The sequence below is a fragment of the Streptomyces mesophilus genome (assembly GCF_011044995.1).
GTDB lineage: Bacteria > Actinomycetota > Actinomycetes > Streptomycetales > Streptomycetaceae > Streptomyces > Streptomyces mesophilus.
In genome coordinates this window covers 13,964-37,572 of record NZ_JAAKZW010000050.1, presented here as the reverse complement: position 1 = coordinate 37,572, position 23,609 = coordinate 13,964, and the positions used below count along the sequence as shown (strand labels likewise).

Genomic DNA, 23,609 nt, shown 5'->3' with positions numbered 1-23,609 from the left:
TGCTCAAGCGCCGCAGGGGCTATTTTTCCGTGACGCCCGCAGAGTCGAAGGTCGCCACCTCGTGCATCGCGCGGGCGGCCGACTGGACGACCGGGAGGGCGAGGAGGGCGCCTGTGCCCTCGCCGAGGCGGAGGTCCAGGTCGACCAACGGGCGCAGGCCCAGCTTGTTCAGGGCCGCGACGTGGCCGGGCTCCGCGCTGCGGTGGCCCGCGATGCACGCGGCGAGGACCTCGGGGGCGATGGCGCGGGCGACCAAGGCCGCCGCGCCGGCGCTCACGCCGTCCAGGATCACCGGTGTGCGCAGGGACGCGCCGCCGAGCAACAGGCCCACCATGGCGGCGTGTTCGAGGCCGCCGATGGCCGCGAGGACGCCGATGGGGTCGGCCGGGTCCGGCTGGTGCAGTTCCAGCGCGCGCCGTACGACGTCCGTCTTGCGGGCGAGGGTCTCGTCGTTGATGCCGGTGCCGCGGCCCGTCACCTCGGACGGGTCGGCGCCGGTGAAGACGGAGATCAGCGCCGCGGACGCGGTGGTGTTGGCGATGCCCATCTCCCCCGTGAGCAGCGCCTTGTTGCCGGCGGCGACCAGGTCGCGGGCCGTCTCGATGCCGACCTCGATGGCCGCCTTGACCTCTTCGCGGGTCAGGGCGGGGCCGGTCGTCATGTCGGCCGTACCGGCGCGGACCTTGCGGGGCAGCAGGCCCGGCGTGGCCGGCAGGTCGGAGGCGACGCCCACGTCGATGACGCAGACCTCGGCGCCCACCTGGTTGGCGAACGCGTTGCAGACCGCGCCGCCGCCCAGGAAGTTGGCGACCATCTGGCCGGTGACCTCCTGCGGCCAGGGGGTCACGCCCTGGGCGTGCACCCCGTGGTCGCCCGCGAAGATCGCGACGGCCGCGGGCTCCGGGATCGGTGGCGGGCACATCCGGGACAGGCCCGCGAGCTGTGCGGAGATGATCTCCAGCATGCCGAGCGCGCCCGGCGGCTTGGTCATCCGCTTCTGCCGCTCCCACGCCTCGCCGAGCGCCTTGGCGTCCAGCGGACGGATGTTGGCCACGGTCTCGGAGAGCAGATCGTGCGGGTCCTCGCCGGGCAGCGCGCGGCGTCCGTAGGTCTCCTCGTGCACGACCCACGACAGCGGGCGGCGCTTGGACCAGCCGGCCTGCATCAGCTCGGGCTCGTCCGGGAACTCGTCGACGTATCCGACACAGAGATACGCCACGACCTCCAGGTGCTCGGGCAGTCCGAGCGTGCGCACCATCTCGCGCTCGTCGAAGAAGCTGACCCAGCCGACGCCGAGGCCTTCGGCGCGGGCCGCGAGCCACAGGTTCTCGACGGCGAGCGCGGAGGAGTACGGGGCCATCTGCGGCTGGGTGTGCCGGCCGAGGGTGTGGCGGCCGCCGCGGGTGGGGTCGGCGGTGACGACGATGTTCACCGGGGTGTCGAGGATGGCCTCGATCTTCAGTTCCTTGAACTGCTTCGCGCGGCCCTTGGGCAGCGACTTCGCGTACGCCTCGCGCTGACGCATGGCGAGTTCGTGCATCGTGCGCCGGGTGTCGGCGGAGCGGATGACGACGAAGTCCCAGGGCTGCGAGTGACCGACGGAGGGCGCCGTGTGGGCGGCCTCGAGGACGCGGAGCAGGACCTCGTGCGGGATGGGGTCGCTGCGGAAGCCGTTGCGGATGTCGCGGCGCTCGCGCATCACGCGCAGGACGGCCTCGCGCTCGGCGTCGGCGTAGCCGGGGGCGGCGGGGCCTTCGGCGGATACGTCGGCGTTGTCCGGGGTGTCCAACTCGTCGGCGAACTGGAGGAGTTCGGGGCCCACTTCCTCGGGCTCCTGGGCGGCGGGTTCGGCGGCTGCCGGCTCGGCCTGCCCCTCTGTGGCGGAATCCTCAGCCGCGTCCTGGGCCTCGGTGGCGGCCGGCGACTCCTGCGCGTCCGGCACCTCGGCGTCCGCCACCTCGGCGGCCGCCGTCGCCTGGTGCTCCGGCTCGCCCTCGCGGGGGGCCGGGACGGCGAAGGTGGAGTCGCGGGCGGGCTGCGCCTCGTGCTCCATGGGCACGTCGGACTCGGCGGCCTCGGCCTGCGGCGGCTCGGGCTCGGACGGGGTGGCCGGCTCCTGCACGGGCGCGGCCGCTTCCGGGGCCGGGGCGGCGGTCTCCTGCGTCGGTACGGGGGTGTCCTGCGACGGTACGGGTGCCTCCTGCACGGGTGCGGAGGTGTCCTGGACCGGTGCTGCTGGCTCCTGGACCGGTACGGATGCCTCCTGGACCGGTGCTGTCGGCTCCTCCACCGATACCGCCGACTCCTCCGCACCCGCGGCCGGCTCTTCCGGCAGGCGGAGCGGCTGGGGCGGGGTGGGGGCGAGGTGCGGGGTGGACGGGACGACGCCCTCGACGGGGACGAACTAGCCGATGGGGCCCGGCTCCTGGGAGTTCAGGCCCTGCGGCATCGCGCCCGCACCGTCGCCGGCCGGTAGGTCCTCGGACGAGGCCGCGGGCATGGGGATCGGCGCGACGGGCGGGTGGTTGTCGCCGCCCGTCATGGCCGGGCCGGCGGACTGCGGCGCGAGGTGGAGCTGCGGACCGCCGTGGGGCGCGAAGCCCTCGCCGGGCACGGGCTCGACCGGGCCCCGGCCGGGCTCGCCGCCGTGGGCCGCGTACGCCTGGCCTGCGGACTCTGCCGAAAGCGCCGAGCCCTGTGCGGCGTAGGCGGCACCGGCGTGGACCGGCTCGGGGACGCTGAACAGCGCGGCGCCCTGCGGGGCGGGCCGGAACCCGGCCGCTTCCTGAGCGGCGCGGAACGCCTCGACGTCGGGGGTCGCGGGAGTGGCTCCGGCGGGGCGGGCCTGCGGAACGACCGTTTCTGCACCCTGCGCTTGCGGGGGCTGCGGCCAGGGGGTCGCGGCCTGCGCGGGGATCTCGCCGAGCTGCGAGCCGGGAACGTCACCGGGCGCCGCGGGGATCGAGCCGAGCTGCGGTCCGGGGGCGACGGGAGTGCCGTCGGCCTCGCGCGGAATGTCCAGGTACTCGGGTCCCGTGGTCGGCGGTCCCGGCCGGCGCGTCGGCACCGGGTTGGCCGGCGTTCCGGCGGGGCCGCGGTCGGCCAGCGAACGGACCGGGCTGGGCGTCGCGGGGCCGGCCACCGCGGGCGGGCCCATGTGCAGCGGGCGGCGGACCGGTGCCTCCTTCGGGGCGGACATACGCGCCCCGCCGAGGTCCACGGAACCGCTGTCGCGCCCGGCGGCTTCGTGCGCGCCCGGGGCGCTCATGTCCTGCGGCGAAGGCATACCGGCCTCGTGCGCGCCGGCGAAACCGCCGTCGTGCGCACCGGCGAACTCGGCGCCGGCCGCGGCGTCATGGTGACCGGGCTCGCCCGCCGGTGCGGCGTCATAGCCACCGGACTCACCCGCCGCGAACGCGGAGCCCGCCACGGGCTGGGCACCGAGCGAAGCCTGACCGTGCGGATCGGGAGACATCTGCGGGTCCCCGGCCATCGGCGTCCCGGCCGGAGGCGTCCCCATTTGAGGGTTCCCCATCTGAGGAGCGCCGACCTGATGGTTGCCGACTTGATGGTCGCCGAGTCCGTGGTTGCCGACGTGGTGGTTGCCTGCCTGAGGAGTCCCGGCCAGAGAGCCGGCCTCACCCATGCCGTACCCGGGCGCGGTGGGATACCCCTCGGGTGCGAACGCCTGGCGGTCCTCCGACCATGCGCCCTGCGCCCCCGGCATCAGGAGCAGGTCGTCGTCCTCCGCGGCGGCGCCGGAGGGATCGTGGAAGGTGTGCGCACCCGGGGCGGGAACCCCGGGCCGGCCCACCGTGCCTGCGTCCTGAGGCAGTCCCTCGCCCGGGACCTGGCCGGTGTCGGTCATGCGTACCCCTCGCCCATTGGTCGTACTTCCTCTTCGGCCGGCTGCCCGGGCGGTGTACAACCCGCCCAAGGACAAGAACGAGCGTGCGCGCCGCGCGGCACGTACGACTCGTCGACAAAGCGCCAAAGGCATCGGCGCCCTAGGCATTGTCGCGGCCGAACCACCGTCATGACGAGTAGATCCACCACAGCCCGCTGTGGACTACGCCACGTCGCGCGTCCTCCGGTCCTGCCGTACCACACACGCCCCAAAACGGGCGCGCTTTCCGGACATTGACGCACGAAGCGACGAACCCCCCGGAGCAGTACAACGATCGGCCAGCCTACCGCGAGCGGCGGCGCACCAAGGTCGCGGGGCGGATTTACGGCATCTCCTGAGCGGGCCTGACCGGCCGTGCTCCAGGATTCGTCGACTCTGTGAAACAGCCATGTACCGGTCGTGAGCGACCCAGGGTGTGCGCAGTGCGGCCGAAGAGCCGAAAAGCGGTCCTCAATCCCCGGTTCTGCTTGACCGTTCGGCCGAGATGACGAAGGCCACCACGCGCTCCAGTTCGCTCCAGGCGCGGGTGTCGAGTTCGACGGACTGCAGCAGCGAGCACTCGACCGCGTAGCCGTGCTCCATCAGGTCCCTGCCGATGAGTTCGGCCTGGTCGCGCGTGGAGGCGTGGGTGACGATGCGCTCGGGGCGCCGGTCGGCGACCGCGGAGACCACGGCGGCTCCCCCGCCTCCCACCCGTACGACATCGGGTTCGGGCAGATCTTCCAGTACGTGCGGTGCCGTGCCGTGGACGACCTGCAGCTGGACGCCGAAGCGGCGGGCCACGGCGGTGGTGCGGGCGCAGGAGTCGGCGTCGCGGTCGACGGCGATGACCGCGGCGCCGAAGCGTGCGGCCTCGGCCGAGAACGCGCCGCCGCCGCTGCCGATGTCCCAGACGAGATCCCCCACACGCGGGCCGAGCCGGGCGAGCTGGGCCGCGCGGACCCGGTCGTTCTCGCCCTCGCCGAGTCCACCCCCGAACGCGGACGCGGGCAGTGCCCAGCCGCGGGAGGAGCCCGACGAATCGCGGCCGGCGATCCAGCCGGTGTCGGCGGTGACCGGGCCGCCGATCACGATCACGACGTTGGGGTCGCGCCAGGTGCGGTCGGCGGCCTTGTCGGAGGTGAGGACGGTGACCTGCTCGCGGGAGGTGCCGAGCTCCTCGCAGATCACGAAGGTGCGCTGGACCGGGCCGAGCAGCAGGCCGAGTTCGGCGGGGCCCGCGCCGGGCGAGGTGAGAACCGCGACCTTTGTATGGGCTCGGCAGACATTGACCGCTCGGCGCAGGGTGCGGCGGTGGGCGACGACGACCTGGGCGTCGTCCCAGGGCATCCCGGCCCGCGCGAAGGCCTGGGCGACGGACGAGACCGCCGGCACCACCTCGACCTCGAGGCCGAACTCGGGGGCGCGCAAAGTCCGTACGACTCCGAAGAACCCGGGATCGCCGTCCGCGAGCACCACGGCCGTACCGCGATGGCGGGCGATGCGCCGGGCCGCGAGCGAGACGCTGCCGAGCCGGATCCGCTCGGCGCGCTCGGGGACCTCGGGCAGCGCGAGGTGGTGGGCGGCGCCGGCGACGAGGGTGGCGGCGCCGAGTGCGGAGCGGGCCGCGTCGGTCAGCGGGGTGCCGTCCCAGCCGATCACCGTGACGCGGTCGGCCATGGTCGTCAGTCTCCTGCGGTACTCGGGGGTCGTCGAGGCACGGGTGAGCGTACCTGGTGAGCGCGGGGACCGCCGTGCGCAGGACCGCCGGTCAGTTCCACTCCGAGTACGCCGAGTAGCCGGACGCCTCCGCGAGCTGGTCGGTGACGCCTTCGAGGTCCTCGGGCAGCAGGGACCACACGATGTAGTCGGTACGGAAGTCGGTCCAGGTGCCGTCCTCGCCGCGGGTGCGCGCTATGCAGGCGCCGCGCAGGACGCCCTCGCTGATGCAGCCGATCTTCTGGGCGACCTGCTGCGACGCGGTGTTGTCGGCGGCGGTGCGCAGCTCGATGCGCTCCAGGCGCTGGTCGCGGAAGAGCCACTGCGCGGTGGCGAGTGAGGCCTCGGCGGCATAGCCCTCACCGCGGGCCCAGGGCGCGATGATGTACGACATCTCGGTGGAGCGGACCCGCCAGTTGGTCTTGGCGAGCTGGACGATGCCGACCAGGCGCTGGGTGAGGAACTCGGTGACGGCGAGGTCGATTCCGCGGCCTGACTCGCGCTCGGTGGGGGCGTACTCGCTGATCCACTTGGCTGCGTCGGCCTCACCGTACGGCTGTGGGACGGCCGTCCATGCCCCGATCATCTCGTCGTTCATCATCTCGGCGAGGCCTGGAGCGTCGGCGTCCTCGAGCGGGCGCAGCACAAGGCGCTCGGTGCTGATGGAGATGTCGGGGAACATCCGGTGAGCCGTGGTCATCGCGCCGCTCCGTCACTACAGGCTGCTGAAGTGTTCAGCATCAGGCCGCTGAAGAGCCCAGCATGCAGCATCGGAGCGGATAACTGCACCACAGGGCCCGCACCTTGAGGGTGCGGGCCCTGTGGTAACAGAAGTCCTCAGCCTTCGACGGGCAGCACGGACCCCTTGTACTTGTCCTCGATGAACTGCTTCACCTCGGGGGAAGTGAGCAGCTCGGCCAGCTTCTTGACCCGCGGATCGCTCTCGTCGCCCTTCTTCACGGCGAGGATGTTGACGTACGGGTTGTTCTCGACGGACTCGAGATGGATCGAGTCGTCCTTCGGGCTGAGGCCTGCGTCCAGCGCGAAGTTGTTGTTGATGACGGCCGCGTCCACATCGTCGAGGGAGCGCGGCAGCTGGGCCGGTTCGAGCTCCTTGATGACGAGCTTCTTCGGGTTCTTCGTGATGTCCGCCGGTGAGGCGGTGGTGCCCGCGTCCTTCTTGAGCTCGATCACGCCCTGGGAGGCGAGCAGTTGCAGCGCCCGGCCCTCGTTGGTCGTGTCGTTCGGGACGGCGACGACGGCACCGTCCTTCAGCGAGGACACATCCTTCGTCTTCTTCGAGTACACGCCCATCGGCGGCAGGTAGACCCCGGTCACCGAGGTGAGGTCCGTGCCCTTGGACTTGTTGAAGTCGTCCAGGAACGGCGCGTTCTGATAGAGGTTGGCGTCGAGGCTGCCCTCGTCGAGTGCGGTGTTCGGCAGGACGTAGTCCGTGAACTCCTTGACCTCGAGGTCGAGGCCCTTCTTCTTCGCCAGGTCCTTCTGGATGTACGCGAGAACCTCACCGGCCGGCACGGGTGTGGCACCGACGACGAGCTTGCCGTTCCTGTCGCCGCCCGAGGCCGGGTCCGCCCCGCCGCCGCAGGCGCTCAGTGCGACGAGCGCACCGGCGACCGCGACGGCGGAGACGACCTTCTTGCGAGCGGAAATGCTGTGCTGCATGGCAGCGCCCTCCCCTGGTTCCGTGTTCTCAGAACGCGGGGTTCTCAGAACGCGGGTTCGACGGCGCCGTCGAACTTGTCGTCGATGTACTTCTTGACCTCGTCGGAGTTCAGGAGCTTCGCGAGCTTCTTGACGCGCGGGTCGTTCTCCTGGCCCTTCTTGACCACGAGACCATTGGCGTACGGGTTGCCCTTGGGGGTCTCGCTGACGAGAGCGTCCTGCTTCGGGCTGAGGCCGGCCTCGACGGCGTAGTTGCCGTTGATCACCGCGGCGTCGACGTCACCGAGCGAGCGCGGCAGCTGGGCCGCCTCGATCTCCTTGAACTTGAGGTTCTTGGGGTTCTCGGCGATGTCCGCGGGGGTCGCGTCGAGCCCGGCGTCGGCCTTGAGCTTGATGATGCCGTTGGCGTCGAGCAGCTTGAGCGCGCGGCCCTCGTTGGTGGTGTCGTTGGGCAGCGCGACGGTCGCACCCTTGGCCAGCTCGTCCGTCTTCTTGATCTTCTGCGAGTAGAGGCCGAGCGGCTCCAGGTGGACGTCGTTCACCCAGACCAGGTCGGTGCCGTTCTTCTTGTTGAAGTCGTCGAGGTACGGCTTGTGCTGGAAGTAGTTGGCGCCGACGGAGCCGTCCTGGGTCGCGGTGTTCGGCTGGACGTAGTCCGTGAACTCCTTGACCTCGAGGTCGAGGCCCTCCTTCTTCGCCAGGTTGTCCTTGACGTAGGTGAGGATGTCGGCGTGCGGGGTGGGGCTGGCGGCGACGATCAGCGGACCGTCGGCATCGGCCGAACCGGAGCCGCTGTCGGAGCCGCAGGCCGCGAGGCCGAGGGTGAGGGCTCCGGTGGTGAGGACAGCAGCGGTGATCTTGGCAGTGTTACGCACGAAAAGTGCCTTTCTCCAATGGGTGGTGCGACCCGGCGGCAGGTGCCGGGGGCATTGCTGTGGGGGGAAGTTCAGAAATCCGGGGGGATGTTCAGGAAGCCTTGGTCGGCTCGGCGACCGCGGCGGGCGCCGGGGTGTTGCGGAGCAGACGGAGCTTGGGGGCGGTCGAGCCGCGGCCCTTGCGGGAGACGGCGCGCGCAGCGTAATCGCCGATGAACTGGATCACGGAGATCACCACGGCGAGGATCGCGATGGTGACCCACATGAGCCCGGTCTCGAAACGCTGATAGCCGTACGTGATGGCGATGTTGCCCAGACCGCCGCCGCCGACCGCGCCGGCCATCGCCGAGTAGCCGATGAGCGCGACGACGGTGGTGGTGGCGCCGGAGATCAGCGAGGGCAGCGACTCGGGGACGAGCACCTTGCGCACGACGGCCCAGGTGTTGCCGCCCATCGACTGCACGGCCTCGACGAGCCCGTGGTCGACCTCGCGTACCGAGGTCTCGACGAGCCGGGCGAAGAACGGGATCGCGCCGATCGCGAGGGGCACGATCGCGGCCTCGACACCGATCGTGGTGCCGGTGATCGACCGGGTCAGCGGCATCAGGGCGACCATCAGGATGATGAAGGGCATCGAGCGGCCGATGTTCACGATCTGGCCGACGACCTTGTTCACGGCCGCGTTCTGCAGCAGACCGCCGCGGTCGGTGAGCACCAGGAAGACACCGAGCGGCAGTCCGCCGATGATCGCTATCAGCGTCGACCAGCCGACCATCCGCAGCGTCTCCAGGGAGGCGGTCTCCAGGAGCGGCTGCATCTCGTTCCAGGTCACTTCGCGACACCTTCCTTGACGAGCAGCGGGTTCGCGGCGCCGTCCGTGACGAGCAGCGGGGCGGCCGCTTCGTCGCCGGCCACCTCGACCTGGAGGCCTTGCTCGCGCAGGAAGCCGATCGGCACGACGTTCTCCTCGTACCGGCCGGGCAGTTCGATCCGCATCCGGCCGACCTGCTTGCCGCCGACGGTGTCCATCGCGGCGCCGAGGATCGAGATGTCGATGTTGTACGTACGGGAGAGCTGCGAGATGACCGGCTGGGTGGCGGCCTCGCCGTGGAAGGTGACGTCGACGACGGTGCGGTCCACGTCGGTGGCCTCTCCGCTGACCGGGAACAGGGCGTCGGCGAGCTCGGAGCCGGGGGTCGCGAGCAGTTCGGCGACCGTGCCGGACTCGACGATCCGGCCGTTCTCCATCAGGGCGGCGGAGTCGCAGATGGTCTTGACGACGTCCATCTCATGCGTGATCAGCAGGACCGTCAGGCCCAGCTGCCGGTTGAGGTCGCGGATCAGCTCGAGGATCGAGCGCGTGGTCTCCGGGTCGAGCGCGCTGGTGGCCTCGTCGGAGAGCAGCACCTTCGGGTCGCCGGCCAGGGCGCGGGCGATGCCGACGCGCTGCTTCTGACCGCCGGAGAGCTGGCTCGGGTAGTTCTTCGCCTTGTCGGCGAGACCGACCAGGTCGAGGAGTTCGAGCGCCTTGCGGGAGCGTTCCTTGCCGGAGACGCCGAGGATTTCGAGCGGCACCTCGACATTGCCCTGCACGGTGCGCGAGGACAGCAGGTTGAAGTGCTGGAAGACCATGCCGATCTTGCTGCGGGCCTCCCGCAGCTCCTTGCCGGCGCGCGGTCCGCGGCCGGCGAGGGCGGTGAGGTCGACGCCGTCGACCGTCACCGTGCCGGAGGTGGGCTTCTCCAGGAGGTTGATGCAGCGGATCAGGGAGGACTTGCCGGCGCCGGACTGGCCGATGACGCCGAACACCTCACCCTCGCGCACCTGGAGGTCGACTCCGTCGAGGGCGGTTACTTCACGACCGCGTGAGCGGTAGACCTTGGTCAGGCCGGAAGTGGTGATCACTGGGGTTTCCGTCACTGTCGAGTGCGCGGCGCAGCGTGTGCACCGGGCACGGGGCATTTCTTCTTCGGAAGTTCGGAAGCCGAGCACGGCTGAGGGCACGGCTATGGCCATGACTCAGCGGAAAGTTTCGTCGTGCGCGGGGGCCGGCCCGTTCCTCCGACAGCAGGTCGGGGATGCGGCTCGGCCGTCTCGCTTCGGGGCGCGAGTGTGGTGCAGGGGCCCTCTAGAAGGCGCGCATTCGACACATACAACGAGCACCGGGCGTCATCATCGCCTCGGTCGCAAGGGTGCGGCTGCTCGTCGTGGTCATGGGATCAAGTAAAGCAGACAGGCCTACGAGCGGATCACGGGTGTCCGCAATGCGGACAGCCACACCCAGAGGGCGGACACCCGTAAGGGAGTCAGTCCCGGGCGGTGAGCTCCACGCCACCGTCGATGGCCTGCGCGGACACGGCCGACAGGTCCTTCACCACGTAGTCCGCGCTCAGCTCGTCGGCGGTGTGGGTTGTGGTCAACGCCACGGTGATCATGCCCGCGGCGCGACCCGAGGCGAGTCCGGCGGGCGCGTCCTCGAAGACCACGCAGCGGGCCGGGTCGACGCCGAGGCGCTCGGCGGCGAGCAGGAAGGGCTCGGGGTCGGGCTTGCCCCGGGTGATGTCATTGGCGGCGATCATCACGGGGAAGTCGATGCCCACCTCGTGCAGCCGGGCCTCGGCCAGCGGCCGGGTCGCGGAGGTGACGACGGCCCAGCGGCTGCGCGGCAGCGAGGTCACCAGCTCCTTGGTGCCGGGCAGCACGACCACGCCGCCGGGCACGTCCTCGACCTCGAGCTGCTCGATCCGCGCGAGGGCCTCGGGGATCTTCTCCGCGGGCAGCAGCTCGGCGATGATCTCGACCGCCGGGCGGCCGTGCAGCTCGACCCGCGCGAAGTCCTCCGCGGTGATCCCGTACTCCTCGGCCCAGCGCCGCCAGCAGCGGTACACGGACTCCATGGAGGAGATGAGGGTTCCGTCGTTGTCGAACAGGAGGGCTTCGGCCTGGATCTTCATGGTTTCGACCCTAAGCGGGACGGCCGAATGCCGGCGACCGGGTATCGCACCCGCCCGCGACCGGGTAGCGCACCGGCCCTCGACCGGGTCCCGCCCCGGCCCGGGCGCGGCGGGCCGTTTGGGCCGTAATAGGCTTCCGGGCATGCTCGACGCCCTGACGATCGCGACTTCGGTGGCCGCGCTCGCCCTTGCCGCCTGGTGCGGTTTCGCCGCCTTCCGTGACCAGCCGACCAAGGACTGGCACTTCATCGGCATGGCCGTGGTGACGCTGCTCACGGTGGTCCAGCTGATCGTGGGCATCGTGCAGCTGACGGGCGGCAACGACCCCGAGCAGGGCACGACGCTGTTCGTGGCGTATCTGATCGGCACGGTCTGCGCGATTCCTGCGGTGGCCTTCATGTCCCTTGCCGAGCGCAGCCGTTGGGGCAGCGCGACCGTCGCCGCGGGCGCCGTGGTGCTCGCCGTGCTCGAGGTGCGGCTCTATGACATCTGGGGAGGCTGAGATGTCTTCGACACCTGGGGAGGTCGAGATGGCGGATGGCGCCAAGCCCGTCGGCACACAGCGCACCAGGCTGATCGGCGGCCCCGGCATGCTCCTCGTCTGGCTGTACGGGGTGATGGTGGTCGGCGCGGTCTCGCGCTCGGCGTACCAGATCTCCACGGAGTTCGACCGCGCCCCGCTCGCCTACTCGCTGTCCGCGATCGCCGCCCTGGTCTACGCGTTCATCACGTACACACTGGTCCGCGGCGGCGAGACGGCCCGCAAGGCGGCGCTGGCCTGCTGCGCCGCCGAGCTGGTGGGCGTCCTGGTCGTCGGGACGTGGACGCTGGTGGAGCCGTCCGCGTTCCCCGATGCCACGGTGTGGTCGGACTTCGGGATGGGCTATCTGTTCATCCCGGTGCTGCTGCCGGTCACCGCGGTGTTCTGGCTGCGCCGGGCCCGTACCGCCGCAGCCGTCTGAACCGTCCGGCCTCAGGCGCTCGCCGCGTACGCCGCCGGTTCCGCGTCCTTGGCGAGGGTCACCAGGGTCAGCCGCTCGCTGACCGGCTGCGTCGCCACCGCCACGTAACCGTGCTTGCGGTAGAGCATCAGGTTGTTCTCCGAGCGATGGCCCGTGAACAGCTGATAGTGCTTGACCGCGCCCGCCGCCGCGAGCCGTTCCTCGACGGCGATCAGGAGCCGGCCGCCGAGCCCGTGGCGCTGCATCCGGGGATGCACGATCAACTTGTTGATCCGCGCTGTGCCGTCGGTGTCCACGGTGCCGCGTACCGAGGCCACCACTTCGGGGCCGAGCCGGGCCACCAGGACCGTGCCACTGGAGAGTTCGGCCTTGATCGAGTCGAGCGACTGGGTGAGCGGCTCGATCGAGTAGTCCCCGTAGATCTCCGCCTCGGTCTGATAGCAGAGGTACTGCAGTTTGAGGATCTGCTCGGCGTCCTGCTCGGTCGCCGCAGAGATGGTCACGCTCATGCCCATGTGTGCATGCCTCCCGCTCACCTGTCCGCCGGTTGCTTCAGTCGCACCTTTCCCCTCCGGCCAGGTGCCGCAACCTCCGCCGCGAGGATTCTGCGCAGACAACCCAGGCATCGGGAACGTTCCGGGCCCAGACTTCCCTGTGAGATACCCAACTCCCCTGCGATCTCACGGTAGGTGAGGTCCTCGCGGGACAGCAGTGCCGCGAGGAGCTGAGGGCATCTCCCGGGCAGTCGGCGCACCGCCTCATGCACGGCCCGGCGGTGCTCGGCGCGCAGCACGAGCCGTTCGGGGCAGGTCTCGGCGGCGGCCGCGGGTTCGGCTTCGTACCGCGCCTCGTTACGCGTCGTACGGCGCAGCCTGCGGGCCTCGCCGCGGACAGTTCTGCGCAGCCAGTCGGCGGGTGCGGCCGGTGGCCCCCCGTCGTGGATCCGTTCCAACAGGCTGAGCCACACGGCCTGTTCGAGGTCGGCGGGTTCGACGCCCGCGGGCGCCTCGGCGGCGGCTTCGGCCCGCAGCAGGGGGCGCAGCTCGTGCAGCAGATCGCTGGTGTTCATGCGGGTCAGGACTGCGCCGCCCCGGCATCGGGTTGCCGGAGCGGCGCGAGATCACCCGCAATGGGCGCTTTCCGAAGGTGCGTTGACGATCAGTCCCGGGTGAAGTCGGCGGCCGCGAGCAGCCCCGTGTCCGGGTTGTCGGTGAAGATCCCGTCGATACCCGTCTCGAACCAGACCTTGAAGGCCCCGAAGGCGTCCCCGTAGTCGCTCGCCACCGCGCCGCGGCGGAACTCGGCCGGCAGGAAGGTGTTCTCGTTGCGCATCGTGTACGGGTGCAGGATCAGGCCCTCGGCGTGGGCGTCGCGCACCAGCGTGGTCGGCTGGGTCAGCTTGCCGCTGGCGTCCCTCGGGATGATCAGGTCGAGGGTCGGGCCGATGCCCTGCGCGTACGAGGCGATCCACTCCAGGCCCTCGGGCTTGACCAGATCGGCGACCGTGCGCGGGTCACCGGCCTCGACGAAGTCCCACGGCCGGGAGGCCGCGGAGGAGAGCAGCACGACCAGCGGGGCGTCGACCAGCTTGTTCAGGCGCTCGATGCTGCTCGGCTCGAAGGACTGCAGGAAGTTCGGGGAGTGCTTCTTGTGCCGCCCGTACTTGCGAAGGAGCTTGGCTAGCCGCTCTTCGAGGCCCAGGCCGATCCCCCGGAAGTACGTCGGGTGCTTGGTCTCGATGTGCAGCCAGATCTCACGGCCGCGCTTGCGTCCCTCGCGCTCGGCCCACTGGAGGACCTCCTCCAGGGTGGGCACCTCCCAGTGGCCGTCGTAGAGGGTGTTCTCCTGGCGGGTGCCGGGGATGCGCTCCTTGGCGCGCAGCGTCTTCAGCTCGGCGAGCGTGAAGTCCTCGGTGAACCAGCCCGTGTACGAGACCCCGTCGACGCTCTTGGTCGTCTTGCGGCCCGCGAACTCGGGGTGGTCGGCGACATCCGTCGTGCCCGTGATGTCGTTCTCGTGACGGCATACAAGGTGGCCGTCCTTGGTCGGCACCAGGTCCTGCTCGATCACATGGGCGCCCATGTCGAGCGCCAACTGGTAGGAGCCGAGGGTGTGCTCGGGCCGGTAGCCGCTCGCGCCCCGGTGCGCGATCACGGTCGGTACCGGCAGTCCTCTGAAGCCGGCGCCACGGCGCTCGTCCGCTCTCGCGGCCGGTGCGACGCCGAGTGCCGCGCCGCCCGCCCCGAGGACCGCGGTGGTCAGCACCGCCCGCCGCCCCGGTCCGCCGCTCTGCTGCTGCCCGTTCGCCTTGCCCTGCGTCATCGGTGTCCTTCCGACGTCGTACGTGGCCGTACGTGCGATGAGGCTCAGCAGTACGTGCCCGTACGAGGAGTAGTAACCGTCCGTCTGTGATGTCCCGCACCTGCCCACGCGAGTGACCGATGCTAGGGGGCCGGATGTGACGAGGGGGAGCCTCTGAAGCCAACGGAGCACAAACTCAGCGCAAAGCCACGTCAACTCTGCGTATCCACGTGATGAACCCGACGTGCAACGACAGCGGAACCGCGAGTATCGTCCTCACCTGCACTGACAACCCCGCCAGCCTTTGACACCGGAGGACTCGTTGTCCCGCTTCACCCTCATCAAGGCAGTACTCGGCCCGGTCCTGCGCCTGATGTTCCGCCCACGGGTGGAGGGTGCGGAGAACATTCCGGGCACGGGGCCCGTGATTCTCGCGGGCAACCACCTCACCTTCATCGACTCGATGATCATGCCGCTCAGTGTGAAGCGGCAGGTCTTCTTCATCGGCAAGGACGAGTACGTGACCGGCAAGGGCATCAAGGGCCGCGTCATGGCCTGGTTCTTCACCGGGACCGGCATGATCCCCGTCGACCGCGACGGCGGCCGCGGCGGAGTCGCGGCGCTGATGACCGGCCGGCGTGTGCTCGAGGAGGGCAAGGTCTTCTCGATCTACCCCGAGGGCACCCGCTCCCCCGACGGCCGCCTGTACCGGGGCCGCACGGGCATCGCCCGCCTCACGCTGATGACCGGCGCGCCTGTCGTGCCCTTCGCGATCATCGGCACCGACAAGATCCAGCCGGGTGGCGCGGGTGTGCCGCGGCCGGGCAAGGTGACCGTGCGCTTCGGCGAGCCGATGGAGTTCTCGCGGTACGAGGGCATGGACCGTGACCGCTATGTGCTGCGGGCCGTCACCGACTCGGTGATGTCCGAGGTGCTCGCGCTGTCCGGCCAGGAGTACGTCGACATCTACGCCACGAAGGCCAAGGCCGCCTGAATCCCGGGAGCATCCCGGGAGCTGTCACTCCTCGTCGGTGCGGGCCGGCAACCTGAGCGTGAACGTCGCGCCCGCGCCGAGTGTGGAGGTCACACGTACCTCCCCGCCGTGCGACTCGATGATCTGCCGGACGATGGCCAGGCCAAGGCCCGCGTGACGGTCGCGTCCGGGCTCACGGCTCTGGCCCCTCTCGCCGCTCCGTCCCTGCTCACGGCGCTGTCCCGCATCCCGGCTCGCGCGCCAGAAGCGGTCGAAGACCTTCTCGCGGTCGGCGTCCGCGATGCCCGGGCCCTCGTCCGTCACGGACGTCCGGACCCGGCCGTCGTCGTCCCGGCCCGCCGTCACCGTGATCACGGATCCGGGCGGGGACAGCCGGACCGCGTTGGAGAGCAGATTGCCGACCGCGCGTCGTAACGCGTCGTGGTCGCCGATCACCATGAGACCCGGCGGCAGCCGCCGGCGGATCACCACATCTCCTTCCGCCGCCGGGAGTTCGAACTCCTCACAGGCGTCCGCGACCGCCGCCGACAGGTCGACATCGCTGTCGGCGAGTGCGGGGGCCTGCCGGCGTGCGGTGGCGAGCAGGTCCTCCACCAGCCTGGTCATACGGATGGTCGCGCGGTCGACCACCCGTACCGCCGCCCTGCGTTCCTCCTCGTCGGACTCCTCGGCGTTCAGGACCGCGTCGAGGTTGGCGCGGATGATCGCGAGCGGGCTGCGCAGTTCGTGGGAGGCGTCGTCGATCAGCCGGCGCTGGGCGTCGAAGGCGTCGTCGAGGCGTTCCAGCATGGAGTCCACGGTGTCGGCGAGATCGCGCAGTTCGTCGCGCGGACCGTCCAGACGGATGCGCTGGGAGAGGTCGGTGGCCTGGATGTCGGCCGCCGTACGGGAGATGGAGCGCACCGGGCGCAGCACACGGCCGGAGAGGATCCAGCCGATGCCGAGGCTCGCGACGGCCACTCCCCCGAGCACGACGAAGGAGACCTGGCGCAGATTGGCCAGGGTCTCGTAGTTGACCGCCGCCTCGACCTCCTCGACCTTGACCCCCTGGAATTCGTACGCGAACCGGCCGTCGATGTACTTCTGCGCGGTGAACTGCTTGGTCACCGGGTGCGCTTCGCCGCTGCGCTCCACGGCGAAGTAGACACCGCCGAGTACGAGGGACGTGAGGGCGAAGAGCAGCGCGGAGTACAGGACGGTGAGGCGGAAGCGGATGGTGTGGGTGAAACCGGGGAAACGGGGGCTCTTCACGGGGCGGGAGCTCAGCGTGATGCGAGGGCGCTTCATGACGCGGGCGTCTCCTTGAGGCGGTATCCCGCGCGGATCACCGTCTCGATCAGGGGATCCGCATCCCCGGTGATCTTCCGGCGCAGTGAACCCACCGTCACCCGGACGGTGTTGGTGAACGGATCGGCGTGCTCGTCCCACACATGCTCGAGCAGCTCCTCGGTCGGCACGACCCGGCCGGGGCGCGTCATCAGATAGTGCAGTACGCCGAACTCCTTGGGCGTCAGCTGCAGGGGCCGCTCCCCTCGGAAGGCTTCGAAGCGGGCCGTGTCCAGGCGGAGTTCGCCCACTTCCACGACCGAGGTGCCGCCTTCCTCCCTGCGGAGCAACGCCCGTATGCGGGCGAGGAGTTCGGGCAGTGCGAACGGTTTGACGAGATAGTCGTCGGCGCCCTCGTCGAGCCCGCGGACCCGGTCCGCGAGCCGGTCGCGGGCGGTGAGCATCAGGATCCGCGGCCCGCCGGACGCGGTGCGCACCGCCCGGCAGACCGCGAAGCCGTCGCCGTCCGGCAGTGTCAGGTCGAGCAGCACCAGGTCGTACTCGTTGACGCCGAGCTTTTCCAGGGCGGAGGCGACGTCGGGGGCGGTGTCCACCGCGTAACCCGCTCTGACGAGGCCGACCTTGACGGCGGTGACGAGGTCTTCCTCGTCCTCGACGAACAGCAGCCGCATGCGCAGCCCCTCCCTCTCTCGGTTCAGTCGCCCGCGACGATCGACTCGGCGGACCGCAGCGCCTCGCCGACGGGGATGGCGAACCCGATGCCTATGGAACCGCCGCGTTCCCGGTCGAGGGTGGCGATGGCGGTGTTGATGCCGATGACCTGTCCGTCGGCGTCGACCAGCGGGCCGCCGGAGTTGCCGGGGTTGATGGAGGCGTCGGTCTGCAGGGCGCTCTGATCGCCGTCGCCGAGGCTCACCTTGCGGTCGAGCGCGCTGACGATGCCGGAGGTCACGGTGCCGGAGAGGCCGAGCGGTGAGCCGATGGCGAGCACGGTGTCGCCGACGGCGGGCTCCGCGTCGGGGGCGAGACGGGCAGGGGTGAGGCCCCGGGTGCTCTCGGGCCGCAGGACGGCGACGTCCAATGCCGGGTCGGTGCCGAGCACTTGGGCGGGCACCCGCCGTCCGCTCTGCAGCACCACGACGACCTGCGGGCTCTCGCCGACGACGTGGGCGTTGGTGAGGATGCGTCCCTCGCTGTCGAAGACGAACCCGGAGCCCTGACCGCCGGGCGCTTCCACGGAGAGCACGCTCGGCAGCACCTGTGCGGCCACGGCGTCGAGTCCGGCGGAGTCGCGGCCTGCGCCGGCGGCGGGTGGTGCGCCGCGGTCGTCCCCGAACTGTCCGGCCGCGTAACCGGCGCCGCCGCCGGCGAGCACCGCGGCGACGATCGCTGCCAGGACCGGACGCGCGGTGCGCTGCCGGGGCGGCGCGGCCGGCTCGGGCGTCGGGTAGTACGCCTGCGTCGGATACTGCTGCCCGAACGGGGGCGGCGGCCGCCCGGGGGTGAAGGCGGGACCTCGGGGCTCGCCCAGACCCTGGTAGTAGGGGTCGCTCATGCTTCCTCCCAAGTCAGCGTCACGGCCAGCGCGCGAAGCGTCACAGCTGCCGCGTGCAGCGTCACGGCAGCCGCGAGAACCAGAGCAGCGACGCGGCCGCGGTCAGGAGCGCCGCCGTCAGACCGGCACCGACGAACCACGCCCACACCTCACGCTCCTGGGTGCGATGTCCGACGGAGCTGCCGATGTCGTCGTAGACCTCCTCCAGTTCTTCCCCGGACGCCGCCTCGTGGAAGGCTCCGCCCGTCGCCGAGGCGAGCTCTTCGAGTGCGGGGCCGTCGACGGGTACGGGCACCCGTCCCCCCGAGGGTGTCTCGATCGCCCCGTCCTCGGTGCCGTAGGCGATGGTCGAGACCGGAATCCGCGCCGCGGCCGCGGCGGCGGCCGCCGAACTCACCGAGCGTCCCACCGTGTTGGCGCCGTCGGACAGAAGGACGACATGCGCGGGCGGAGGGTTCTCGCCCGCTTCGGCGTCGAGCCGTCGGACGGCGTCGCGCGCGGCGATCACCGCGTCGCCTATGGCGGTCCCTTCGCCGGTACGCAGGGTCTCGATGGCCGTCCGGAGCGCTTCCCGGTCCGTGCCCGGCGGCACGGCCACCGACGCGGAGCCGCTGAACGGCACCAGACCCGCGTTGAAGCGCTCCGGCAGCCGATCGACGAAGCCGAGCGCCGCGTCCTGTGCGGCCTCGAAGCGGCTCGGCGCCACATCGGTCGCCTCCATGGACGCGGAGACGTCGAACGCGACCATGATCGTGGCCCGTTCCCGCGGCACCTGGACGTCCATACTGGGCCGGGCGAAGCCGACGACGAGCAGGGCGAGAGTCGCGCAGAACGCCGCGGCGGGGACGTGACGGCGCCAGCCGGGACGGGACGGCGCCACCTTGTCCAGCAGATCGAGGTTGGTGAAGCGGACCGCGTACTTCTCGCGTCTGCGCTGCATCACCACGTAGAGGCCGATGAGCACGACGAGCGGCACGAGGAGCAGGAGCCAGCCGGGCGAGGCGAGGGTCATGCCACGCCTCCGGACCTGCGCTGCTGCTCCGCGAGATGGCGTACGACATCGCGGACCCAGTCGCGGTCGGTGCGCAGCCGCAGATGGGCCGCGCCACCGGCCCGTATCGCCTGCTTGATCTGGGCACGCTGTTCCAGCGCGGCGGCCGCGTAGCGCTCCCGTAACCGACGTGCCTGGGTGGGCACTTCGCGCCGCCGGCCGGTCTCCGGATCCACGAGGGTGAGCAGTCCGACCGGGGGCAGCTCCAGTTCGCGCGGGTCGACGGTCTCGACGGCGAGCACCTGGTGCTGGCGCGCGACGGCCCGCAGCGGCCGCTCCCAGCCGTCCTCGAGGAAGTCGGAGACGACCGCGACGAGTGCGCGCCGCCTCAGGGAGCGCAGCGTGCGCAGGGTGTCGCCGAGGGAGTGCCGCTGCGGGCCTGCCGCGACCCGGGGGCGGTCCAGTGCGGCGTACAGGATCGACAGGAGATGGCGGCGGCCGGTGCGCGCGGGGATGCGCAGGATGCCGTCGGGGCCGCTGATGTGGGCGCCGATGCGGTTGCCGGAGCGTTCGGTGAGGAAGGCGACGGCCGCGGCGGCGCCCACCGCCAGGTCGCGCTTCTCCATCCGTCCCGTGCCGAAGTCCATGCTGGCGGAGGCGTCGAGCACGATCCAGGTGGTGAGTTCGCGTTCGGCCTCGGTGAGGCGGACATGGGGGACGGTGGTGCGGGCGGTGGCGTTCCAGTCGATCCGGCGTACGTCGTCGGAGCCGGGTTCGTAGACGCGGGTGCGGTCGGGTTCGGTACCCGGGCCCGTGTTCAGGCCGCGGTGGTCGCCCTGGAGCATGCCGTCCACGCGGCGCGTGAACAGTAACTCCAGGTGCCGTAAGGCCTGTTCGGGGGTCAGCTCGCCGAGGGTGGTCATGCCGCCTCCTCCCCGTCGGTGACCTCGCGCGGGCTGATCCTCGGCTGTTCGACGGCCGTGAGCACCTCGTCGACCAGGGCCCCGGGCTCGACTCCGTCGGCCAGGGCGTCGAAGGACAGGACGAGGCGGTGCGCCATGACGTCGTGGGCGAGTGCGTGGACGTCGGCGGGCAGGACGTGGCCACGGCCGCGCAGCAGGGCCAGCGCACGGGCGGCGGCGACCAGGCCGAGTGTGGCGCGGGGACCGGCGCCGTGCGCCAAGCGCCGTTCGGGACCGGCCAGTTCACGGGTCGCGCACACGAGCCGTACCGCGTACTCGGCCACCGCGTGGTGCACGAACACCTCGTCGGCTGCGCGCTGCAGCGACAGGACGACGGACGGGGTGAGCACGCGGCGCGGGCGCGGCGGGTCGGTGCTCATGCGGTAGAGGATCGCCAGTTCCTCCGACTCGCTCGGCACATCGATCTCGACCTTGAGCAGGAACCGGTCGCGCTGGGCCTCGGGGAGTTGGTACACGCCCTCGGACTCGATGGGGTTCTGCGTGGCGAGTACGAGGAAGGGTTCGGGGACCTCGATGGTCGTGCCGCCGAGGGAGACCTGGCGCTCGGCCATCACTTCGAGCAGCGCCGACTGGACTTTGGCGGGTGCCCGGTTGATCTCGTCGGCGAGCACCACGTTGGCGACGACGGGTCCGGGTTCGACGGTGAAGGTCTCCTGCGACGCCCGGTAGATCCGGGTGCCGGTGATGTCGGACGGTACGAGGTCGGGGGTGAACTGGATCCGGGCGAAGTGCCCGCCGACCACCTCGGCCAGGGACTTGGCGGCGAGCGTCTTGGCGACTCCCGGCACGCCCTGCAGCAGACAGTGGCCGCGGGCCAGGACCGCGGTGAACATCCGCTCCACCATCCGGTCCTGGCCGACGATCACCCGCTTGACCTCGAACAGCGCTTCTTCCAGAAGCTTTTGGTCATCGGGTGCGAGGGCGACGCTCACAGCGCCTCCGCCGGAACCTCGGAGTCGGAGGCCGGAGCGTTGCTGCCCTTTCCGGGGCAGTCCTCCTTGCCGGCCGTATCGTCCGCCCCGGCTCCGCGTTCGTCGACGACGATCCGCACGTGCTTCGGCGAGTCTCCGCCGTCGTCGGCGAACGCGCCGCCGGCTCCTGTGGCGATGCCCGCGGCGGCGAGTGCGGCGACCGAGGCGAGGACGTACTTGCGCGTACGAGACATGAGTCTGGCCTCCAGAGCAGTAAGGGCTCGGAAGGCCAGACCATCATCACGAGGCGAAAACGGGCTTAAAGAGCCCTCGGCGTCCTGCTGAGCGGTCAGTGCTCGACGCCGTCCTCCAACTTCTGCCCCCGCAGCAGGAACCAGGCCGCCACCGCGGTGGCGAGCAGCACCGCCGAGGCGACCCCGGCGGCGGTCTCGAACCCGCTGGTGAAGGAGTTCTGCGCAGCGGACAGCAGCGCCGCCCCCTGCTCCTGCGGCAGGTCCCTGGCCGCCTCGACGGCCCCACCGAGCGAGTCATGTGCCGCAGCGAGGGTGTCCCCGGAAACCCCCGCGGGCGCCTCGAACCCGCGGTAGATGCCGGTCACCACGGAGCCGAGCAGGGCGATACCGAGGGCCGCACCCAGTTCGTACGCCGTCTCGGAGACCGCGGACGCGGCGCCCGCCTGCTCCTTGGGCACGGCCGTGAGGATGACGTCCGCGGTCACGGTGAAGGCCAGGCCGGCGCCCGCGCCGCCGATGAACAGGGCCAGACACATCTGCAGCGCCGGAGTGTTCGCGTCGAGCAGGGTGCACGCGGCCAGGGCGAGCCCGATCGCGGTGAGACCACCGGACACGGCGAGCCGCACCGATGCCCTGCGGGCGATGACACCGGCGTACAAGCCGGTGAGCACCGCCCCGATGGCGGCAGGCAGTTCGATCATTCCCGCGCCCAACGGCGAGCGCATCTGCACCAGTTGGAGGAACTGCGAGAGGAAGAACACCAGGCCGGAGAGGCCGAGGATGGTCAGGAGGTCGGCGAGCACCGCGCCCGAGAAACCCCGGTGCTGGAAGAGCCGCATGTCGAGCAGCGGCGATTCGAGCCTCGTCTGCCGTCGCGCGAACCAGATCAGACAGAGCACGCCAAGGACGGCGGACACAGCGGTGTCCCATCGGAAGCCGTGTACCGCCGCCTCCTTGATGGCGTACACGACCGCCACGATGCCGACCAGGGAGAGGCCGACACTGATCAGGTCCCACGGGCCCGGGTTCGGGTTGCGCGATTCAGGGAGCATCTTGATGCCGACGATCACCAGGATCGCCATCACGGGCAGGTTGATCAGGAAGACCGAGCCCCACCAGAAGTGCTCGAGGAGCGCGCCGCCGACGACCGGTCCGACGGCGGCACCCGCGGAGGCGGCCGCGCCCCAGATGCCGATGGCGACGCTGCGTTCCTTGGGGTCGTGGAAGATGTTGCGGATCAGGGCGAGCGTGGAGGGCATCAGGGTCGCGCCGGCGACACCCAGCAGCGCCCGGGCCACGATCATCATCTCCGGGCTGGTGGCGTACGCGTTGAGCACCGACACCGCGCCGAACGCGACGGCGCCCACGAGCAGCAATTTCTTACGGCCGATCCGGTCGCCGAGGCTGCCCATGGAGACCAGCAGACCGGCGATCACGAAGGAGTAGACGTCGCCGATCCACAGGAGCTGGGTGCCCGAGGGCTTCAGGTCCTCGCTGAGGAACGGGGTCGCGAGACCGAGCACCGTCGCGTCGACGGCGACGAGCAGCACGGCGAAGACGAGTACGGCCAGTGCCAGCCAACGACCCGGATGGCGTTCGATCTGTGGTGCGGGCGCCTGCTGCGCGCTGGTCATTTCCCCACGCTCCGTCGTACACCGCCGAGCAGCAACTCGACGATCATGAATTGAAAGTCCTTGGCGGCGACCCGGCCGTCCTGCACGGCCCAGGCGCCAGAGCCGACCAGGCCGTAGAGCGCCTCGGTCAGCCACGCGGGCGACAGGTCGATCCGGAACTCACCGGACTCCTGGCCGCGGCGGAACAGTGCCGAGATGCGGTCGTCGATCCGGGTCCAGCCCTCGTTCATCGCGTCCGTCTCGAAGAGCTGGTTCTCGGTGACGAGGAAGGCGAGGAATCCGGCGACGGGCTCCACCTCGGCGATGAGCCGGCGTACGGCTTCGGAGGCGCTGTCCTCGTCCAGGCGGGCCGCGTCGAGCGCGGACTCCAGCTGCTGAAGCCCCAGCGCCTCCAGTGCGCGGATCAGCGCGTCCCGTCCGGCGAACTGCCGGTGCAGGGTGGCGCGGCTGATCCCCGCGGCTTTGGCCACCTCGTCCGTCGTGGCGGTGGCCTTACGGGTCAGGAGGGCCGCGGCGGCCCTGAGGATGCGTTCGCGGTCGACTGCCATGAGACGACTGTACCCCGGATGAGACATTTTTGTCTCATCCGGGACCCGAACGTCTCTGCCGCAGGACCGCGA

The 23,609-nt window shown here is 70.8% G+C and carries 22 protein-coding genes and 1 pseudogene; 3 read left to right on the top strand and 20 right to left on the bottom strand.

The window, feature by feature from the left end; genetic code table 11:
• Positions 1 to 19: 19 nt before the first annotated feature.
• The 8 genes and pseudogenes from cobT to G6045_RS15050 all read right to left on the bottom strand — a co-directional run bounded on the left by cobT (position 20) and on the right by G6045_RS15050 (position 11,117).
• Positions 20 to 3,868, bottom strand: a pseudogene (gene cobT / locus G6045_RS15085) (nicotinate-nucleotide--dimethylbenzimidazole phosphoribosyltransferase).
• Positions 3,869 to 4,357: 489 nt separating this feature from the next.
• Positions 4,358 to 5,566, bottom strand: coding sequence for a precorrin-6y C5,15-methyltransferase (decarboxylating) subunit CbiE (gene cbiE, locus G6045_RS15080; RefSeq protein WP_165332449.1), 1,209 nt, complete (start codon positions 5,564 to 5,566; stop codon positions 4,358 to 4,360).
• A 91-nt stretch (positions 5,567 to 5,657) separates the two neighbouring features.
• Positions 5,658 to 6,305: a GNAT family N-acetyltransferase gene (locus G6045_RS15075; protein WP_165332448.1), complete on the bottom strand. Its 648-nt coding sequence runs from the start codon at positions 6,303 to 6,305 to the stop codon at positions 5,658 to 5,660.
• 137 nt (positions 6,306 to 6,442) lie between these two features.
• Positions 6,443 to 7,288: a MetQ/NlpA family ABC transporter substrate-binding protein gene (locus tag G6045_RS15070; protein ID WP_165332447.1), complete on the bottom strand. Its 846-nt coding sequence runs from the start codon at positions 7,286 to 7,288 to the stop codon at positions 6,443 to 6,445.
• Positions 7,289 to 7,332: 44 nt separating this feature from the next.
• Positions 7,333 to 8,163, bottom strand: a complete 831-nt coding sequence (locus G6045_RS15065) for a MetQ/NlpA family ABC transporter substrate-binding protein (protein ID WP_165332446.1) — start codon at positions 8,161 to 8,163, stop codon at positions 7,333 to 7,335.
• 91 nt (positions 8,164 to 8,254) lie between these two features.
• Entirely contained in the window at positions 8,255 to 8,995 is a 741-nt protein-coding gene (locus tag G6045_RS15060) for a methionine ABC transporter permease (protein WP_165332445.1), read from the bottom strand.
• On the bottom strand, positions 8,992 to 10,068 hold the full coding sequence (locus G6045_RS15055; RefSeq protein ID WP_165332444.1) for a methionine ABC transporter ATP-binding protein: 1,077 nt from the start codon (positions 10,066 to 10,068) through the stop codon (positions 8,992 to 8,994). Before G6045_RS15055 ends, G6045_RS15060 begins: the two co-directional genes overlap by 4 nt.
• A gap of 401 nt (positions 10,069 to 10,469) precedes the next feature.
• Positions 10,470 to 11,117: an HAD family hydrolase gene (locus G6045_RS15050; protein WP_165332443.1), complete on the bottom strand. Its 648-nt coding sequence runs from the start codon at positions 11,115 to 11,117 to the stop codon at positions 10,470 to 10,472.
• 142 nt (positions 11,118 to 11,259) lie between these two features.
• Between G6045_RS15050 and G6045_RS15045 the strand changes: the two genes are divergently transcribed.
• Entirely contained in the window at positions 11,260 to 11,619 is a 360-nt protein-coding gene (locus tag G6045_RS15045; protein WP_165332442.1) for a hypothetical protein, read from the top strand.
• A 1-nt stretch (position 11,620) separates the two neighbouring features.
• Positions 11,621 to 12,079: a hypothetical protein gene (locus tag G6045_RS15040; RefSeq protein ID WP_408056332.1), complete on the top strand. Its 459-nt coding sequence runs from the start codon at positions 11,621 to 11,623 to the stop codon at positions 12,077 to 12,079.
• Positions 12,080 to 12,090: 11 nt separating this feature from the next.
• On the opposite strand, the gene G6045_RS15035 is transcribed toward G6045_RS15040, so the two are convergent.
• From G6045_RS15035 to G6045_RS15025, 3 genes are all read right to left on the bottom strand, one after another.
• Positions 12,091 to 12,594 carry a GNAT family N-acetyltransferase gene (locus tag G6045_RS15035; RefSeq protein ID WP_165332441.1) on the bottom strand — a complete coding sequence of 168 codons (504 nt, stop codon included), beginning with the start codon at positions 12,592 to 12,594 and terminating at the stop codon, positions 12,091 to 12,093.
• Positions 12,595 to 12,611: 17 nt separating this feature from the next.
• Positions 12,612 to 13,148, bottom strand: a complete 537-nt coding sequence (locus G6045_RS15030; RefSeq protein ID WP_165332440.1) for a sigma-70 family RNA polymerase sigma factor — start codon at positions 13,146 to 13,148, stop codon at positions 12,612 to 12,614.
• Positions 13,149 to 13,237: 89 nt separating this feature from the next.
• Complete coding sequence (locus tag G6045_RS15025; protein WP_165332439.1) at positions 13,238 to 14,401, bottom strand: glycerophosphodiester phosphodiesterase; 1,164 nt, start codon at positions 14,399 to 14,401, stop codon at positions 13,238 to 13,240.
• A 301-nt stretch (positions 14,402 to 14,702) separates the two neighbouring features.
• On the opposite strand from G6045_RS15025, the gene G6045_RS15020 reads away from it, so the two are divergent.
• Complete coding sequence (locus G6045_RS15020) at positions 14,703 to 15,374, top strand: lysophospholipid acyltransferase family protein (RefSeq protein WP_165332438.1); 672 nt, start codon at positions 14,703 to 14,705, stop codon at positions 15,372 to 15,374.
• A gap of 24 nt (positions 15,375 to 15,398) precedes the next feature.
• Here G6045_RS15020 and G6045_RS15015 read toward each other — a convergent pair whose 3' ends face one another.
• The 9 genes from G6045_RS15015 to G6045_RS14975 all read right to left on the bottom strand — a co-directional run bounded on the left by G6045_RS15015 (position 15,399) and on the right by G6045_RS14975 (position 23,537).
• Positions 15,399 to 16,661: a sensor histidine kinase gene (locus G6045_RS15015; protein WP_165332437.1), complete on the bottom strand. Its 1,263-nt coding sequence runs from the start codon at positions 16,659 to 16,661 to the stop codon at positions 15,399 to 15,401.
• On the bottom strand, positions 16,658 to 17,332 hold the full coding sequence (locus tag G6045_RS15010; protein WP_165332436.1) for a response regulator transcription factor: 675 nt from the start codon (positions 17,330 to 17,332) through the stop codon (positions 16,658 to 16,660). The genes G6045_RS15015 and G6045_RS15010 overlap by 4 nt, the downstream gene beginning before the upstream one ends.
• 23 nt (positions 17,333 to 17,355) lie before the next feature.
• Entirely contained in the window at positions 17,356 to 18,216 is an 861-nt protein-coding gene (locus tag G6045_RS15005) for a S1C family serine protease (RefSeq protein ID WP_165332435.1), read from the bottom strand.
• Between the two features lie 61 nt (positions 18,217 to 18,277).
• Positions 18,278 to 19,228: a VWA domain-containing protein gene (locus G6045_RS15000; RefSeq protein ID WP_165332434.1), complete on the bottom strand. Its 951-nt coding sequence runs from the start codon at positions 19,226 to 19,228 to the stop codon at positions 18,278 to 18,280.
• Positions 19,225 to 20,130 (bottom strand): DUF58 domain-containing protein, encoded by a 906-nt coding sequence (locus G6045_RS14995; protein ID WP_165332433.1) that lies wholly within the window; start codon positions 20,128 to 20,130, stop codon positions 19,225 to 19,227. Before G6045_RS14995 ends, G6045_RS15000 begins: the two co-directional genes overlap by 4 nt.
• Entirely contained in the window at positions 20,127 to 21,122 is a 996-nt protein-coding gene (locus G6045_RS14990) for an AAA family ATPase (RefSeq protein WP_328707784.1), read from the bottom strand. The genes G6045_RS14995 and G6045_RS14990 overlap by 4 nt, the downstream gene beginning before the upstream one ends.
• Positions 21,119 to 21,355: a hypothetical protein gene (locus G6045_RS14985; protein ID WP_165332432.1), complete on the bottom strand. Its 237-nt coding sequence runs from the start codon at positions 21,353 to 21,355 to the stop codon at positions 21,119 to 21,121. Before G6045_RS14985 ends, G6045_RS14990 begins: the two co-directional genes overlap by 4 nt.
• Before the next feature lie 95 nt (positions 21,356 to 21,450).
• Complete coding sequence (locus tag G6045_RS14980; RefSeq protein ID WP_165332431.1) at positions 21,451 to 22,989, bottom strand: MFS transporter; 1,539 nt, start codon at positions 22,987 to 22,989, stop codon at positions 21,451 to 21,453.
• Positions 22,986 to 23,537: a TetR/AcrR family transcriptional regulator gene (locus G6045_RS14975; protein WP_165332430.1), complete on the bottom strand. Its 552-nt coding sequence runs from the start codon at positions 23,535 to 23,537 to the stop codon at positions 22,986 to 22,988. Before G6045_RS14975 ends, G6045_RS14980 begins: the two co-directional genes overlap by 4 nt.
• Positions 23,538 to 23,609: the final 72 nt, after the last annotated feature.